11 protein-coding genes, 1 tRNA gene and 2 pseudogenes are annotated in these 16887 nt (G+C 62.5%); 8 read left to right on the top strand and 6 right to left on the bottom strand.

All coding sequences use genetic code 11. The features are described from left to right. Positions 1-189: 189 nt before the first annotated feature. Positions 190-1656, bottom strand: coding sequence for a rolling circle replication-associated protein (locus tag K3U93_RS21505; protein WP_071512376.1), 1467 nt, complete (start codon positions 1654-1656; stop codon positions 190-192). 173 nt (positions 1657-1829) lie between these two features. On the opposite strand from K3U93_RS21505, the gene K3U93_RS21500 reads away from it, so the two are divergent. Then, positions 1830-1897, top strand: a tRNA-Phe gene (locus tag K3U93_RS21500). 14 nt (positions 1898-1911) lie between these two features. Here the strand turns inward: K3U93_RS21500 and K3U93_RS25545 are convergent. Together K3U93_RS25545 and K3U93_RS21495 are read right to left on the bottom strand one after the other, a co-directional pair. Next, a pseudogene (locus K3U93_RS25545) lies at positions 1912-2030 on the bottom strand (site-specific integrase); the annotation flags it as partial. Between the two features lie 565 nt (positions 2031-2595). Further along, positions 2596-3534 (bottom strand): LysR family transcriptional regulator, encoded by a 939-nt coding sequence (locus K3U93_RS21495; RefSeq protein ID WP_083009946.1) that lies wholly within the window; start codon positions 3532-3534, stop codon positions 2596-2598. A gap of 589 nt (positions 3535-4123) precedes the next feature. On the opposite strand from K3U93_RS21495, the gene K3U93_RS25315 reads away from it, so the two are divergent. The 7 genes and pseudogenes from K3U93_RS25315 to K3U93_RS21460 form a co-directional block, all read left to right on the top strand. Next, a complete protein-coding gene (locus K3U93_RS25315; RefSeq protein WP_083009895.1) occupies positions 4124-5344 on the top strand; it encodes a PucR family transcriptional regulator in 1221 nt (406 codons plus the stop codon). Between the two features lie 78 nt (positions 5345-5422). After that, a complete protein-coding gene (locus K3U93_RS21485; RefSeq protein ID WP_230981526.1) occupies positions 5423-5845 on the top strand; it encodes a hypothetical protein in 423 nt (140 codons plus the stop codon). A 182-nt stretch (positions 5846-6027) separates the two neighbouring features. Further along, on the top strand, positions 6028-7182 hold the full coding sequence (locus tag K3U93_RS21480) for an NAD-dependent formate dehydrogenase (protein WP_083009894.1): 1155 nt from the start codon (positions 6028-6030) through the stop codon (positions 7180-7182). Positions 7183-7314: 132 nt separating this feature from the next. After that, entirely contained in the window at positions 7315-8766 is a 1452-nt protein-coding gene (locus K3U93_RS21475) for a catalase (protein ID WP_071511096.1), read from the top strand. Positions 8767-9542: 776 nt separating this feature from the next. Beyond that, entirely contained in the window at positions 9543-11279 is a 1737-nt protein-coding gene (locus tag K3U93_RS21470) for a GMC family oxidoreductase (RefSeq protein ID WP_083009893.1), read from the top strand. A 249-nt stretch (positions 11280-11528) separates the two neighbouring features. Then, entirely contained in the window at positions 11529-12542 is a 1014-nt protein-coding gene (locus K3U93_RS21465; protein ID WP_083009892.1) for a Dyp-type peroxidase, read from the top strand. After that, positions 12539-12670: pseudogene (locus tag K3U93_RS21460) on the top strand (encapsulin); the annotation flags it as partial. The gene K3U93_RS21465 and the pseudogene K3U93_RS21460, both read left to right, overlap by 4 nt. A 178-nt stretch (positions 12671-12848) precedes the next feature. On the opposite strand, the gene K3U93_RS21455 reads toward K3U93_RS21460, so the two are convergent. Genes K3U93_RS21455 through K3U93_RS21445 form a run of 3 tightly spaced genes read right to left on the bottom strand, consistent with a single transcriptional unit; the run spans position 12849 to position 16755 of the window. Next, a complete protein-coding gene (locus tag K3U93_RS21455; protein ID WP_083009891.1) occupies positions 12849-14129 on the bottom strand; it encodes a cytochrome P450 in 1281 nt (426 codons plus the stop codon). Further along, complete coding sequence (locus K3U93_RS21450; RefSeq protein WP_083009890.1) at positions 14126-15709, bottom strand: flavin-containing monooxygenase; 1584 nt, start codon at positions 15707-15709, stop codon at positions 14126-14128. The genes K3U93_RS21455 and K3U93_RS21450 overlap by 4 nt, the downstream gene beginning before the upstream one ends. After that, a complete protein-coding gene (locus K3U93_RS21445; protein WP_083009889.1) occupies positions 15709-16755 on the bottom strand; it encodes a hypothetical protein in 1047 nt (348 codons plus the stop codon). The genes K3U93_RS21450 and K3U93_RS21445 overlap by 1 nt, the downstream gene beginning before the upstream one ends. Positions 16756-16887: the final 132 nt, after the last annotated feature.

Below are 16887 nucleotides of genomic sequence, written 5' to 3'. Positions count from 1 at the left end.
ATGTTTCGATACCGGGACCAAATCGTTGTACATGTCCGCCTGACCTGTTCGGATTTTAGATCTAAGACCACGCGACGTCCTTCTTCAGAGGCACCTGGCCGTCACGTCAGTGTGTCACGGAAATTCAGACAGTATCGCGAGGCGGGGGACGGTCGGTCCGTCTCGGCACCGCCTCCGATACGGCTGCTGTCAGGTACTGTCTGCCGACAAAGCTGCGGCGAGCTGAGATGCGAACCCTGGTCCGTCATTCACAAGCACATATCCGCCGGCAAGTCCGCCTTGGCTGCACAGCGATCGTCGGCGGAGCACCCTGCGATGGTGCACTTTGCAGCTCTTACTCGCTGCACGTCGAACAGCTACGCGCGCCATTCGCGGGATGACTGCGGTAGGAAAGCGGTGCGTGCGATCGCCATAGACGGCCCGGGACCGCGACCACCGCCGCACGATCCTTCGAGCCGTCAGATATGCGTCCTGGGCGACCTCCACGGCCACGGTTGCCCGTTGCAGCCCATGAACCCCCCAAAAGCGACCCGGCCCGTGGCCCGGCCGCCTCCAGGCCTCTGGAACGATATGCTGATATTCCTTGTCGCCCAGTTGATTTGGTGATGAGTGTTTCGTGAAGTAGATCGCTAACCGCTTGGGATCGCAGGCGCGCAACCCGTTCAGAATGTCGATGGCCGTACCAGCTAGCAGATGTCGTGCGCGTTGCTCTGGGTCGGGATGGGCGACGATGTCCGCCCATTCCTGTGAGAGCCAGTCGCGGAATTTGCGCCCTGACCGGCCGACGGCATGTGGGGGAGCCAGCCAGAGGTGGATATGTGGGGCTCCGCGACGTTGAAATTCCAGCTTCCAGATGTAGCGGGCTGGTTCGCCCCATTCACGCTGAAATCGTTTGCGCCACAGCACCATATGCCGCTTGACGCTGGCCCCGTCAGGGGCGACAGTTTCCCAATCACCAGGATAGGTCAGGGTCACCATCGCTGGCACCCGCCCGGACTCCACCAGGGGCGTGTAGTCGAGTTCGGCGAAGGTGCGGCACATCGCAGCACGTGACTTGCGGGACCACTCGGTGATCGCACGCCCAGGCGGATCAGACGTGTCGCGGCCGGTCTTAATGCAGTACTCCTCGGCCGCTACGTCGACCCGATGATGCTTGACGGCACGCTCAGATGCCTTTTCAGCGCCAACAGGCCTGGTCCAGCCGAGGCGGACCACGCCAGGACCAACCGTGATTCGAAACCGGCCGGACTCAGGTTCCACACCCAACCGGTCCCGACCACAAGCCCACGGCTGCGCCCGATCAAACAGCGCCGCTGCCGAAGCCACCAAATCGGGGCTCGGGAACCGCAGCCCCAGGGCGTCTGCGGCTGACAGCTCCGCGTCGACGCCGCCCGCTGCGGCGGCGCGGACATTTTTGGCACATATAACAAGCCCGTCGATCCCAGCCGGAACACGGCCTCCGCCGCACCCGCCGTCCGACCGACCGCTGCCGCTCTCGCGCCCTGCGGCCTTGGCGGCCTCGGGCGCTCGCGGTCTACCGGCGTCCGCGGCTCCAACCGTGTTCCGGCTGGCCGTTCGGGTTGTGTCGAGCCAAGGAGTCGGTCGCTCCGCAGTTACGGCTGTCGAGCGCGCGGTCGACCCAGAGACGTTGGGCATCGGGTGCCTGCTCCCCGGGAGCCCTGAGCGCGCATCATCAAGTGATGGGCGATCAAGGGTTCCCTGTCGGGAGTGCTGCCAGCGTGTCCGGTTTGTGTCCGATCGTCGGACAGGCGCTCTGCGTCAGGCGTGCTCAGCGCGCCGTATTTAACGCATGGACAGCGTTAAACCGCAGGTCAGCAGCCATTCTGCCCACCTGAAAAGCGGAAGGTCGGCGGTTCGATCCCGCCCCTGGCCACCAGTCTTGAGCTGCGCGGATGCGGTGGCAGTTGGTGTGGAGTGCCCATCGTTCCGCACGTAGCGAAGGTCAGCGCCGGAAGCCCGGGCCAGGCTGGCGTATGTGTGCGTAGGTCGTGAATCGTCAAGGGCGCCAGTTGCCACGCATCAGGTAACGCACTTGATAACGCACCCGGCCGGCTGAGTTAATTCGCTTTCGGATGCCGCGCGGTACCGATCCAGCCACTTAACGATTCACCTGTCGGAGCCGGGCGCGGACTTCTGCTGCGCCCCAGCGTCTTACGCGATCAGATAGCGTGTAGCAGTGCGGTCCCACGTCTTCGCCGTGTTCGCGTAAGGCACCTCATCGGCTCGCGCTCTCGGTGGACACCAAGCAGCTCGGCCAACCGCTCCGCTGTCAGAAGCTCTGGAAAGGTCGCTATCACGGTAGCGGTGTGTTGATACCGAGAGTTGCCATGCCGCGGGCTACACGGCAGCCGCCCAATTCAGCCCACAACGACCGTTGAGCGTCACCCTGGGTGGACGGCGAGCACAAGGGCTTTCGCCATCGTGGCCCCGGGCGTGAATGGCTCCCGAAAAAATGACACGAAAATTCCTCCGCGCCTTCGCCTCGAAGTAAAATGCGCCAGCTTGAAAAGATGTACGAAAGCGATTAGTGGTGTATGTCAGCCGTCGATTAGTGGCAGAAGCAAATTGTCGCCGTCAGTGGTGAAAGATGTTTCCAAGCCGTTTGGTGAAGAACTCGTCGAGCGCAAGGTGCTTTGCGCTGTCCACGAACGCGCGTGCGATTGCTGGCGCGTGTCCGGTGGAGTTAATCGCGACCGCAATCGGTGTTTTCACGACGGGATCGACCAGTTCGAAGGCGCGAAGTTCGGCGTTTATCAGTGTCGTCCACAACCAGGTGTGTGGCACGATGCAGGCTCTGTCACCGTTGGCGGCCTGTGCCAGCAACGTGCTGACAGAGTCGGTCTCGACCTGGGGACTGGCCGTGATTCCGACGCCGGCAAACGCGGCATCGATGATCTGGCGGACGCGCATGTCGGGTGTGAGCAGCGCTAGGGGTAGCCGGGCAGCGTCAGACCACCGCACCGTGGAGGCAGTCGAGGTGGTTGTGGGCAGCATGCCGACCGGAGCGATTACGGCGTAGCTCTCCTCGTATAGCGGGGCAAAGTCCAACCCTTGTGCGTTCTCCTGCATCACGGGCACGATCGCGGCGTCGAGTTCGAAATCATTTAGGCGCCGGTACAACTCGGACGTTGCCAGTTGAGACAGGACTCTAACTTTGGCCATCGGGTGTTGTGAACAGAACGCGGACAGGACCAGAGACGAGGTGGTCGAAGCGGTTGGTATGGTGCCCAGGCGCAGTGTCCCGGCTATACCGGATCGCATGGCGTCGAGCTCGGCTTTGAAGGTGGCATGTTCGCGAAGTATCCGCTTAGCCCACGTGAGCAGCCGCTCCCCTTCGGGAGTGAGGCCAACAAAGCTATGTCCGCGCTCGATCAGCTTGACGTCGAGCTCGCGTTCGAGTTTGGCGATCGCGGCGGAAAGTGTGGGTTGCGAAACGTGGCACTTCTGTGCCGCGCGGCCGAAGTGCCGTTCCTGGGCGACTGCGATGAAGTATTCCAGCTGCCGGAACAGCACTGGCCCCTCCTTGCGCATCGTGGCCCCCACCCGCCTGCTGCTACGCAACCAGGCCGAGATAGTGGATAAGTCTTGCACGTTCATCGGTACAGCGACATTCCCGTGAGGTTTCTTGGGATGGCGTCACTCGATCACCAAAATTGCATGCAGGAGGGACTATCGCACAGAACATTGCGCTCAACACAGTAATGCGACCCATTCATAGTTCGATTCAATCGTTTCGATTGAAAATACGAATTGTGTTGTCCTCGAATGGGCACTTGATCGAGAAGTCGTGTACCAAGAGGGTGTGGTTGCCAACGGATCTGGTGAGGCTCGCCCGCTGAAATCGCCGGCATGGCGACGGATGACAAGAGCCGGTGAACCAGTGGCGCTGGGTGGCCGCCGATTCTTCCGACTGGAAGGAACCTTCGAGAGAAAATCGGTAGGCGCAGGGAGGGGCAGGCCCCGTTCGGTGCGTTACGACGACAGTCAGATGGTCTCGATGTCCTCCGACGCCGTTGAAAGCCAATTCTCCCAGGTGGGAAGCGCTGAGCCGCGCGACTATTTCGCCAAGCAAGTCAAATGACCTATCCGGGGGCTGCAAGGCATGGGGACTGATAGCGGGTATGGCGGTAACCAGACCTTGGAAAAGCCTCGTCCGGCATCCGGGGATGAGGGCGCACCGGCGTCAAGCGACGGCGTGGATGGCGACGTGTTTGTGGCCGCCTTGCTCGGCGAGCAAACAGAACTTGCTCGACGTGTCCGCGAGGCAATACAGCTTGAGATTCCGGTATATCGTTCGATGGCGGGAGAGGCCCTCGACATCGAGGTGGGCCGTGAACTCCGGCCGCTGTTGCGATCTGGCTGCAGCAAGCGAGCCTTAACTGATCGAGAACGCATAAAGCTTGACGCCTTGGGTGAACAGCAAGCGCGTCAGGGAGTACCCATCGACGATGTGCTTCGCGCGTGGCGAATCGGCATTGAAACCGTGGTTGGGTACGCGCGTGAGGTAGGACAACGTCGAGGCATCGCTGAGGCGCGGGTGCTGGAGTTCGTCCAGTCAGTTTTGGCGTGGTCTGACCTGGCCATAATCGCAACCACGCGCGCCCATCGGCGGGCGGAACGTGCTGCGGCTCGGGGATCAGACGAATGCCGCGCAAACTTTGTTCGAGGCGCGTTGTTGGGCACGATTTCTCGCGCTGAACTGCGGGTTCAGGCTGAGATCTACGGGCTTGATCCGGCTGCTGAGTATGTTGCGGTGCGGGCCCGCCTCGGCGAAAACCTTGCTCAGCGCAAGTTGGAGCGGACACTGGGTCTGCATGACCCGGCACACGGCCGGTGTGGTCTGTGCGCACTGGTTAATGGCGACGCCGCTGGCTTCTCGAGTCAGGCACCACCAAAGGATGTCGACGGTGTCGTTGGATTTGGCCCGCCGAGGCCGCTGGACCATCTTGCCGAGTCGTACCGCTCGGCCGCACGCGCTTTGGTGACCGCGGAGGCCTGTGGACTTCAGGGCGCCCATGACATCGCGTCACTAGGCCTGCGTCCGGCCGTCGCGTTGGATGTCGAGGTGGGCGAGTTACTTCGACGGCGTTATCTGGACCCACTCGGTGCGGCCAGCTCTGTAGGCGAACTCATTGCGACGCTTCGGGCCTACCTAGCTTGTGGGATGCATGTGGAACGGACGGCGACAAGGCTGTTCGTGCATCAGAACACGGTGCGCTATCGGATCGCTCGGTTCGAAGAACTGACCGGGACAAGTCTGGGTGACACCGAAGTTCTTCTCGAAGTGTGGTGGGCCCTTGAGCTTTCGGCGATGCATTTGTAGCGGCCACCAAAGCGGATCCGAGCAATCTTGGACACAGCTCCGTACAGATCGAATCACGGCAATGGAAGGAGACGAGTTATGACCAACGCACGTGAGGCGGTGTGTCATGGGTTACTCCTTGATGCGTTGGGTGATCCGTTGGATCTCAATGCCGTTGATTGGCACGTCAAACGGCAAAATCCGTCGGCGAAGCCATCGGAAGTGCAGAGCGAAACCCTCGAGGTCATTCGCTCTTTGGTGAGTGACGGGCTTTTCAGGCTTGGCGGCGAGGTCGTTCTGGGTGAACATCTCGGAGGAGTGGCCACTGAAGGTGAACGTTTCGTTGCCTGGGACCAACCGCTGGACCGTTTGCTGCGCAAGATCTCTGACGTCTATGCCAAGCACTACGACGATCCTGAGAAATGGATGTACTCGGCCTTTCTGGAGCTCACGGACGATGGTGAGCAACTCGCACGCTCGCTGGAGCGAAAAGACATCGACTCGTACCGGCGAATCGAGTGATGCGCCCCAGCGTCGTTGGACCGGGCACCAAACGCTACCGAGGAAATCTGGGAATTGTCTCCATAGACATCGAAACCCACTGCACAGAAACTTAATTGAGGGTCCAGACCGCGCACCTGCGTGCACGCCAGTCGCGTTAAGCGGGCCGGCCCTACTCATAGCGGACATTAGAGGAAACCCCTATGGCCAAGTGTGTGATGGTGCTGTATCCGGACCCACTCGATGGGTATCCGCCGAAGTACGCCCGCGACAGCATTCCGGTGATCAAGAGCTATCCCGATGGCAGCTCGCTGCCGACCCCGTCGAAGATCGACTTCACACCGGGTGAGCTGCTCGGCTGCGTCTCCGGGGCTTTGGGCCTTCGGAAATTCTTCGAAGACGGCGGCCATGAGTTGGTGGTGACGTCAGATAAGGACGGCCCGCGCTCAGAGTTCGAGCACCACCTACCCGACGCCGACATCGTGATCTCCCAGCCGTTTTGGCCCGCGTACATCACCAAGGAGCGTTTCGCCAAGGCACCCAAGCTCAAGCTGGCGTTGACTGCCGGGATCGGCTCGGATCATGTGGATCTCGACGAGGCTCGGGCCCGGGGGGTCACGGTCGCCGAGGAAACTTACAGCAACAGCATCAGTGTCGCCGAGCACGCGGTGATGCAAATCTTGGCGTTGGTGCGAAACTTTGTCCCATCGCACCGGTGGGCCGCCACCGGCGGGTGGAACATCGCCGACTGTGTTGCGCGCGCTTACGACATCGAGGGCATGGATGTCGGGGTGATCGCCGCCGGGCGAATCGGGCGTGCGGTACTGCAACGGATGAAGCCGTTCGGGGTTCGCCTGCATTACTTCGATGTTCACCGTTTGCCGGCGGAGGTGGAAAACGACCTCAATGTGACCTATCACCCCGATGTGGAGTCGCTGGCAGCCTCGGTGGACGTGGTGTCGATCCACTCGCCGCTGATCGCGCAGACCCATCACATGTTCAACGAGAAGCTGCTGAAGTTGATGCGACGCGGCTCCTACATCGTCAACACCGCCCGCGCGGAGGAAACCGACCAGAGGGCAATTGCGGCGGCGCTAGAGAGCGGCCAGCTCGCCGGCTACGCCGGTGACGTGTGGTACCCGCAGCCGCCGCCACCGGATCACCCATGGCGGATGATGCCCAATAACGCGATGACCCCGCATGTTTCGGGAACCTCCTTGTCGGCCCAGGCGCGTTATGCGGCGGGCACTCGAGAAATCCTCGAAGACTGGTTTACCGGCAAATCCATCCGCTCGGAGTACCTGATCGTGGAGGGGGGAAAGTTCGTCGGCACCGGCGCCGTGTCCTACGAGCAATGAGTGCGCAGGTCGTATCGTCGGCGGGGCGGCGACCCTCCCAAGCCGCTCCGCCGATTTCCAACACCGACCATCGGCGCACTTTGCGCCAATTATCGTATATTCCAGAATATTCAAAGATGAGGGGATAGCGAGATGACCGAGAAGTTCACCACGACAGGTGCGGGCCGGCCAATTCCCAGTGATGAGCTGTCGTTGACGCTCGGGCCCGACGGCCCGGTGTTGATGCAGGATTTCTATCTGATTGAGGCGCTAGCCGATTTCAACCGGGAGCGGGTCCCGGAACGTCAGCCCCACGCCAAGGGCACCGGCGCGTTCGGCCGCTTCGAAGTGACCAACGATGTCAGCGCCTATACCCGTGCGGCGATGTTTCAGCCGGGCGCTACCACTGAGGCGTTTGTCCGCCTGGCAGGCAACGCCAGTGAGCGCGGCAGCGCCGACACGCTGCGCGACACCCGGGGGTTTTCGGTGAAGTTTTACACCTCCGAGGGCAATTACGACATCGTCGGCAATAACGTGCCGATGTTTTTCATTCGGGATGCGATCAAGTTTCCCAACTTGATCCGCGCGTCCAAGCGCCGCGCCGATACCGATTGCCACGACCACAACATGGTGTGGGATTTTTGGACGCTGTCCCCCGAGTCGGCGCATCTGGTGACCCTGGTGATGGGGGATCGGGGCATCCCGAAGTCGTTTCGGCACATGAACGGCTATGGCCTGCATGCGTTTAGTTGGATCAACGCTGCTGGGGAGATCTTTTGGGTCAAGTATCATTTCAAGAGCGATCAAGGGGTGGAGTGTTTGACCCAGGAGGAAGCTGACCGCCTCGCCGGCACTGACCCGGATTGCAATGTGCGCGATCTGCACGACGCGATCGAGCGCGGCGAGTGCCCGAGTTGGTCGCTGAAGGTGCAGATCATGCCGTTCGAGGAGGCAAAGACCTACCGGCTCAATCCCTTTGATGTGACCAAGGTGTGGCCGCACGCTGATTATCCGTTGATCGACGTGGGCACGTTGACGTTGGACCGCAACATCACCGATCATCACACCGAGGTGGAGCAGGCGACCTTTACGCCTGCCAGCCTGGTGCCGGGAATCGGGTTGAGCCCGGATCGGCTGTTGCTCGGGCGAAGCTTCGCCTACGCCGATGCGCACCGGCACCGCGTTGGGGTCAACCACAATCAACTCCCGGTCAACGCCCCCAAGGTCGAGGTGCGCAGTTACGCCAAGGACGGGGCGATGCGCTTCTACAACCGCGCCGATCCGGTGTATGTCCCCAATTCTGCGGGTGGGCCACACGCCGATCCCGCTCGGGCGGCCGAGGTGCGCTGGGCCGCCGACGGGCAGATGGTGCGCGCCGCTCAGACGCTGCGTCCCGATGACGACGACTGGAGCCAGGCCCGCAGCTTGATCCGGGAGGTGATGGACGAAGCGCAGCGGGAACGCCTGGTGCACAACGTCGTTTTGCATGTGTCCGACGGTGTGAAAGAGCCGGTACTTTCGCGGGTGTTCGAGTACTGGCACAACATCGACCCCGACATCGGCAAGAGAATCGAACAGGGAGTCCGCGCCGTCCTGAACGGATAAGCGAGCTCGCCGAGCAGGAAAAAGCGATGCCGCCGCGGTTTCGGACCTGACCAGGCCCGGCGATATCGCTCCACCGACCGCCCGGAACGGGGCGCATCAGGCCAAAGTATTGGCCGATAACGTGTTGGCCAGTCTCAGTTTTGGCACGAAGAGGGACTACAAGCACCGCAACCTGGGGGTGGCCTGAGCTCCATACCCGGAAACGTCAACCGGCTGCAAGCGGCTTTTGCCTTTGGCGTGGGTTCGGCGTTCCCGCGGACCCTGGTGTCACTCGGGCTCTCGTCCATCGGTGACGCGGAATTCGCGACCAGTGAGAGCATTCCACTCTCGAAGTCTCGTTGAGAAATCGACAGCCGATACGATCAGACGTTTTAATGCCAGGCGGTGCCCGCCTCCCCACGACCACATCGATCGTGTCGGAAGTGTTGGCGCGCAGAGACTGTGGATTGACCGACCGTCTCGTCGGTGATATCGAAGCGGTGATCGTCTGTGATTGGAGCGATGAAAGATGCGGCGTACCAACAGCATGGAGTTGGTTTCTCAAGCCGTCCAGCGTTTGGCTTCTCTTGAACCCGGAGCGGACAAACATCGTCCGGCGGGTGCCTTGTACCGGACCCCAAAGACGGGTTCGGGTATCTCGGAGGCGGCTCCATAGACATCCAAATTCCTTGGGACAAAACTGATGTGCAGGACCGGATGCCGCGTTTGTGCGCAGGCCAGTGGTGTGTTGAATGGCCCGGCCCTGCTGCAGAGGCAACCGTTTGGAGGAGGAACTCATGGTGCACGATGGAGCTCGTTTTGACTTTATTGTCGTTGGCGGCGGGACCGCGGGTAACGTCGTCGCCGGCCGTCTCGCCGAAAACCCCAATGTCAGAATCTTGATCGTCGAGGCCGGTGTCGGTAACCCTTGGGACGTGGAGATGGTGAGCACTCCTGGGCTGGCCATGGACATCCGGCACACCGAGTCGGACTGGGACTACATGGCCACGTTCGTCGACCGCGGCGTCTGGCGGCGCACCGACAAAAACTGCACTCGCGGCAGGGCCCTCGGCGGCAGCTCGGCCGGTAACTACTTCAGCTGGGTCCCCGGCTGCAAGCCGACCTACGACCGTTGGGCGGAGTACGGTGGCCAGGAATGGGCCTGGGAGCCGCTTGTTCCCTACCTTCGTAAGAGCGCGACCTACCACGATGACTCCGGGACGTTCTCGCCCGACCTGCACAAGATCGGCGGCGGTGGTCCGCTACCCATTTCGCACAACCTGATCCCCGAGTTGCAGGCCTTCCGCGACGTCGTCACGCAGGCCTGGACATCGCGGGGCCTGCCTCTCATCGAGAACTACTTCGACGGCGAGATGAACGGCCTCACCCACGCGGTCAACAGCATCTATAAAGGCGTGCGCTCCGGCAGCTATCTGTTCGTTAAAGACAAGCCCAACATCACGATTCTGTCGGAGGTTCGCTCCAAGCGCCTGATCATTGATTACGCCGATCGGACGGCCAAGGGCGTGACGATCATCGACGGCCTCGGCAATGAGCGCAGCTTCTACGCCAACCGGGAGGTCATCCTCTCCCAGGGGGTCTTTGAAAGCCCAAAGCTGCTGATGCTCAGCGGTATCGGTCCCGGCCGCGAGTTGCACAAGCACGGGATCGACGTGCTTGTCGACTCTCGCCACGTCGGGCAGCACCTGCTCGACCACCCCGGCGTCCCGTTCGTGCTGCGCATCAAGGAGGGCTATGCGCTGGACAGCATTCTGCTGCGCGATGGACCCAAGAAGGAGGCGGCCATTGCCGCCTACCAGAAGGACCACTCCGGGCCGCTGGGTTCGGGTTTCCTGGAGATGATCGGCTTCCCCCGCATCGACTCGTATCTGGAGAAAGACCCTGTCTACCGTGAAGCCAAGGCCGCCAACGACGGGCTCGACCCGTTCTCGCCGGAGGGGCAGCCGCACTTCGAACTCGATTTCGTCCCGGCGTTCGGCAGTGCGTTCCAGTGGCAGTACCCAACTCCACCCGAAGGCGACCACATCACGGTGATGGTTGACATTGTCCGCCCGACCTACGACGGCGGGGAGGTGACGCTCAATAGCGATGACCCGCATGAGCAGCCCGACATCAAGCTGAACTACCTCTCCAGTGAGCTTGACATCATCGGCTTGCGCGAGGGCGTCAGGTTCGCCTACGACATCCTCACCAAGGGTGATGGCTTCAAGGACATCGTCATCGGCCAGTACCCGTGGGATATGCCTCTGCACTCCGACGAGCTGATGAGGACGTCTATTCAAGACCGCGTCCAGACGTCATACCACCCGTGCGGCACCAACCGGCTGTCCAAGAACATCGACCAGGGCGTGGTCGACCCCAAGCTCAAGGTCCACGGCGTCAACAAACTGCGCGTCGTCGATGCGTCCGTCTTCCCGATCATCCCGGACTGCCGCATCCAAAACACCGTCTACATGGTCGGCGAGAAGGGCGCGGACCTGATCAAGGCTGACCACAAGGATCTGTACAAGTAATGCTCGTACCCGTCTCGGCCTAGGTTGCTTGCAGTAATCCGGAGCCGGGCCAATCGATGCCACCGCACCAAGGTGGTCTCTTGGCCCGGCTCTTGGATATGTTGTGACACAGTGGGTTCCGTCATTCACGGACGAATGTTCGATCCAAAGGAGGTCTTTGGTTCATGGCGGATCAAAACCACATTGCGCGTGCGTGCAGCCACGCTCGACCGCGTTCCAATGCAAAGTAATTCACGATAGGGTCGGCACATGCCTGCGGCTCAGCCACAATCCATTCTCGCCCCGTTGACGCCCGCTGCGATATTCCTGGTAGCCACCATCGACGACGGCGGCGAATCCACGGTGCATGACGCGCTTCCAAATGTGTCGGGTCTGGTGCGCGCCATCGGCTTTCGCGACCCAACCAAACATCTGTCAGTGGTCATCTCGATTGGTTCGGATGCCTGGGGCCGGTTGTTCTCCGGCCCGCGTCCCGCTGAGCTGCACCCGTTCATCGCGCTGGCCGGACCGCGGCACACCGCACCGGCCACGCCTGGGGACTTGATGTTCCACATTCGTGGCGAGTCGCTGGACGTATGTTTCGAACTGGCGGACCGCATCCTCAAAACGATGGCCGATGCCGTCACCGTCGCTGACGAGGTGCACGGATTCCGTTTCTTCGACAATCGAGATCTGATCGGATTTGTCGACGGTACCGAAAACCCGAATGGACCAATCGCGCTGAGTGCCACCGCGATTGGCGAGGAGGATCCCGACTTCGTGGGCTCCTGCTACGTCCACGTCCAAAAATACGTTCACGACATGGGTTCCTGGAATTCGCTGTCGGTCACCGAACAAGAACAGGTGATCGGGCGCAGCAAACTAGACAACATCGAGATGGACGACGACGTCAAGCCGCCCAACGCCCACATCGCGTTGAACGTGATCACCGACGACGACGGCAACGAGCTCAAGATCGTGCGGCACAACATGCCCTTCGGCGAACTCGGCAGGGGCGAATACGGCACCTACTTCATCGGCTATGCCCGCTCTCCCTCTGTCACCGAGCGGATGCTGCGCAACATGTTCCTCGGCGATCCGCCGGGCAACACCGACCGTATCCTGGACTTCTCCACCGCGGTCACCGGAGGCATGTTCTTCTGCCCCACTGTCGACTTCCTCGACGACCCACCGCCCTTGCCCGGACCGCCAACCACAACGCCCGCAGCCGGCGCAACCCCGGGCTCCCTGTCGATCGGCAGCCTGAAAAGAACCCCGCAATGAACAACCTGTACCGCGACCTGGCTCCGATCACCGAAACCGCCTGGACCCAAATCGAACAAGAGGCCGCACGCACATTCAAACACCACATCGCCGGGCGCCGGGTCGTCGACGTCAGCGGGCCCGGCGGCCGGACTTTTCGACGAGATCCTTGGTCTCTTCCAGGTCGGCGGAGGTGGCCATCGGGTATTCGGCGGTGTCGATGTCGTGACGGCTTAACCCGGTGCCCGAGCCGATAACACGCCATGGAGCCGGTCGCTGACGTGGTCTGCGGCACTGCGATCCTATTGTGTACCAATGATATACACCTCATCTCACGACCCGTATCGGCACCGATGTGGGCCCGGACAGCGATGGGGTGGTGGTCCATGTGACGGGGCCGGCCAGTTCGATCCGCTCGGCGGCGTCGAGGATTTGATTCAGCGCGACACGCACTTCCAGGCGCGTCAGGTGCGCGCCCATGCAGAAGTGCGCGCCGTGGCCGAAAGCGACGTGGCCGGCGCCGCCGCGATCGATGTCGAAGTCCTCGGGCCGGTCGAAACGATCGGGGTCGTGGTTGGCGCCGGCGTAGAACAGCACTACCCGCGAGCGTGGAGGAATGGTGATGTCACCGATCGTGTACGGCGCCAGCGTTGTGCGCCCAACCCACTGCACCGGGCAGCCCCACCGCAGCGCTTCCTCGGTCGCGGCGGGAATCAGGCCCCGGTTCTCCCGCAACCGGTCGTAGAGGCGCGGGTCGCGGGCCAGTTGCATCAGCAGGATCCCGAGCAGGTTGGTGGTGGTCTCGCTGCCGGCGACCAACAGGATCAGCGCGGCGGTCAGTGCCTCCAGCATCGACATGTCGCCCTCGTCGAGGGCTTGACGCACTCGGCCCAGCACATCATCGGTGGGCGCGGAAGTTCGTCGGTCGAGTTCGTCGAGGATCAGGCTGCGCATCGCCAGCATCCCCGGCAGCGCCCGTCGGGTGGAACTGGTCACCTCGGCCAGTGAGCTCACCGCGAACACGGATCGGAAATCCTCGGAATACCTCTGGAATTCAGCGCGTCGGGCTTCGTCGACACCCAAGATCAGCGCGATCGCGGCTACCGGCAGCGGCACCGTCAGAGACGAAACAACGTCGACTGTCTGGCCGCCCAGCAGCGCCTCGACTCCGGGCTTGGCGAGCTCGCCCAGCGTATCTTCGAGTCGGCGCACCGCACCCGGGGTGAACGATGCCGCGGTGATACGCCGCAACCGGCTGTGGTCGGGCTCGTCGGTGCTCACCACACCGGGCATGGGCATGGACCGCAACAGGATGCCCGAGGCCGACGACAACGTGTCGTGGGCGCGCGCCGCGGCGACGATGTCGTCATAGCGCGACAGCATCCACACGTTCAACCGCTCGTTGACCGCCACCCGCTGCGCACGCAGCTGCGCCAGTTGCGGGAACGGGTTGGCGATGGCATCGGGTCGGGTGGGATCGAAGGTGGTCCGCGCAACCCGCGGGCCGGCGTGGCGTACCTTGGCGCGGCGCAGGTCTTGCAGGACACCGCGGCCGATCATCGACCCCGAATCACGCACCGCGCCCGCCACAGCGCGCACCGAGTTCATGAGGACTGCGCCCGCACCGTCACGACCTCACGCTGATTCCCGGCGGGGCGGCGAGAGAAGCGGTAGTCGACCGTCGGGGATCGGCGTGCCTGCCGTCGGGCGCCGATGACGGTCTGGGGCCGGTGATAGACCGTATCGCCCTGGGAGTTGACGAAGTAGGTGTTGATGCCCTCGTTGCAGCGGGTGTAGTAAAGATGCGCGGTCTTTCCGGCGCTTTGCATCCGCGCGTGGTAGGCCTCAAACGCCTCCGGCGTCACGGCGACCGCGACGTCGGTGCCCGCGCAGCGGGTTTCGTCGATGACGCGCACCGCGTGGTCGGCCATCATCTCGACGAAGTCGGTCCAGCCGACACCGACGAACCCCAGCGGCCCGACGATCTCCCAGCGGTTGGGTAGTCGGGGGTGCGCGGTGCCGGCATAACTGCGCAGCCCGTGCACGCGGTAGTCCTCGGCCAGGTCGAACCCGTCGGCTCCGAGAATGGTGTTCGGCCGGTAGGTTTCGGGATCGGTCCACAGCTCGTATCCGGTGGCGGTCACGATCAGATCGGCGCCATGCTCGACACCGTCGACGGTGCGTACCCCGTTGCGCGTGATCCGTTCGATCGGGGTGGTGATCAGGTTGGTTGTCGGCTCGTTGAACGCTGGCAGGTAGCTGCTGGAGATGATCGGTCGCTTACCCAAAATACCATGGCGCGGAAGCAGTTTGCGCCGTGTGGACGCGTCGTCGACCACCGCGCGCAGCAGGGCGCGGAACCACAGCCGCGAGAACGCGTCGTAGGCGCGCATCAGCCCGACCAGGACGCGGTCGGGCATGTGCGGCATCACGTGCACCACCGGGACGAGCATGAACAGGTCGAACGCCAGTCGCCCGCCATGATGGATCGCGGCCATGACGCCGGGCAATCCCAGCACCGCCCGCAGGCGCGGCGTGATCTCGACGTCGGGTTTGGGCAGGATCCAGTTCGGGGTGCGCTGATAGACATCGAGTCGGGCGACCTTGCCTGAGAGCGCCGAGACGATCTGGGCGCCACTGGATCCGGTACCGATCACCGCGACCTTCTTGTTCGCGGTGTCGTACTCGTCATCCCACGCGTTGGGCCGCAGGATGGTCCCACCGAACTCGGCGATGCCGTCGATGTCGGTGGTGGACTTGGCGTTCACATAGCCACCGATCGAACTGATGACGAACCGCGCCGTGATCTCGCCGCCGTCGCGGATCGACAGCCGCCACCGCCCGGCGTCGCCGTCCCACACCTGCCGGATGACGTCGCTGCCGGGCCTAAGAAACGGGTAAAGGCCACACTGGCGGGCGGTGTCGGTCAGATACCGGTAAATCTCAGGCCCCGGCGCGAACAGGCGACTCCAGCGACGATTACGCGCAAAGGACAACTCATACCAAAAGATCGGAATGTCGACGGCCAGGCCGGGGTAGTGGTTGTCGCGCCAGGTACCGCCGAAATCGTCCCCGCGCTCGAGGATCACCAGGTCGGTGATACCGCGTTTGAGTAGCAGGTGGGCCGCCGCGATACCGCCGGGGCCCGCACCGATGATCGCGACCTCGAAATGCGAAGACTCACTCATCACACTGTCCTCACGCCGAGTGCCCCGTCGCGACGATCCACAGGGTGGGTGTGCCTCGGTGTCAGCCGGAACATGGCGATTACCAACAGCGTGGCAATGACGAAACATGCTGCGGCATAGGGTAATATGCCGGTAGCGGTGCCCGATGCCGTGACGCCGTTGACCGCGGCAAAGTAGTCAGGCAGACCGCCGCCCCAGCTGATCGCCATGGCTGCCAGAAACGCCGCGCCGAACACCTTGGCGTAGGTGGTGTCGTAGGCCGTCCCCTCGCGCCGGACCGGTGGCCACGCTCGTAGAACCGTGAGCGCGCCGATGATCATCACCGCCGAGATGGCCAGCCAGTACATCACCGCTTCGGCCAACGGGCTACCCCGCAGCAGCCAGGCGGGCACACCGAGTGCACCGAGCGATACGGTCGCCAGCACACCGACCAAGATGGCGCGGGCCGCCAGGGCGCCGAGACCGAGGTGTTTTCCATCGGCCACCGGCTCGGCCACCCACCGGTGTATCAGGAAGGCCACCACGATCGGGGCCAAGGCCGAGAACAAGGCGATGCTGGTCAGCGGTACCGCACCCAACGCCGGTGTGGTAGATCGGTTTTGGGTGTTCCACACCCACCACTTCAGTTGCGGCCCGATATGGTCGAACACCTCGTAGAAGCAGCTGTGCACAAAGCCGACGCACACCGCGCCGATCAGTGCGCCATAGCGGGCAAAGATGCCCAAGGCGCGCACGATGTCGTAGGCCAAGGTAAGCAAGGCCGGATAGATGGCGACGATGTAGAGCGGCAGCCGGTCGAACATGAAGTCCACGGTGAACACGTTGTGCACGAACACGATTCCCAGTTGATGCTCCACACCGAACACCCGCGGAAAGTAGATCGGCGGTTCGATCACCAGAAGGTAGACGATACCGCTGAACCACAGCACCAGCCGGGTCGGATCGCCCAGTGCGCGTTCTTGTTTGATGGCGATGGCCAACGAGGCGACCGCGCCTGCGACGACCGCGAACTCCAATAGCGGCAACGTCCAGTTGGCCAGCTCCATTGGGTTCCGTAGATGGATTAGCGCTGGCGCGTGGGCACAGGAGAAGCCGAGTTCATCGGCGAGCCGAGCAACATCGGGAATACATATGTTGGACAAAGTGATAAGCCCCTACGTGTGTGCTGAAGCGGGTTG

Origin of the sequence: Mycobacterium malmoense, from assembly GCF_019645855.1 — a bacterium.
Lineage (GTDB): Bacteria > Actinomycetota > Actinomycetes > Mycobacteriales > Mycobacteriaceae > Mycobacterium > Mycobacterium malmoense.
The sequence above is the reverse complement of the archived record's forward strand: the minus strand, read 5'-3'. Positions and strand labels throughout refer to the sequence as shown.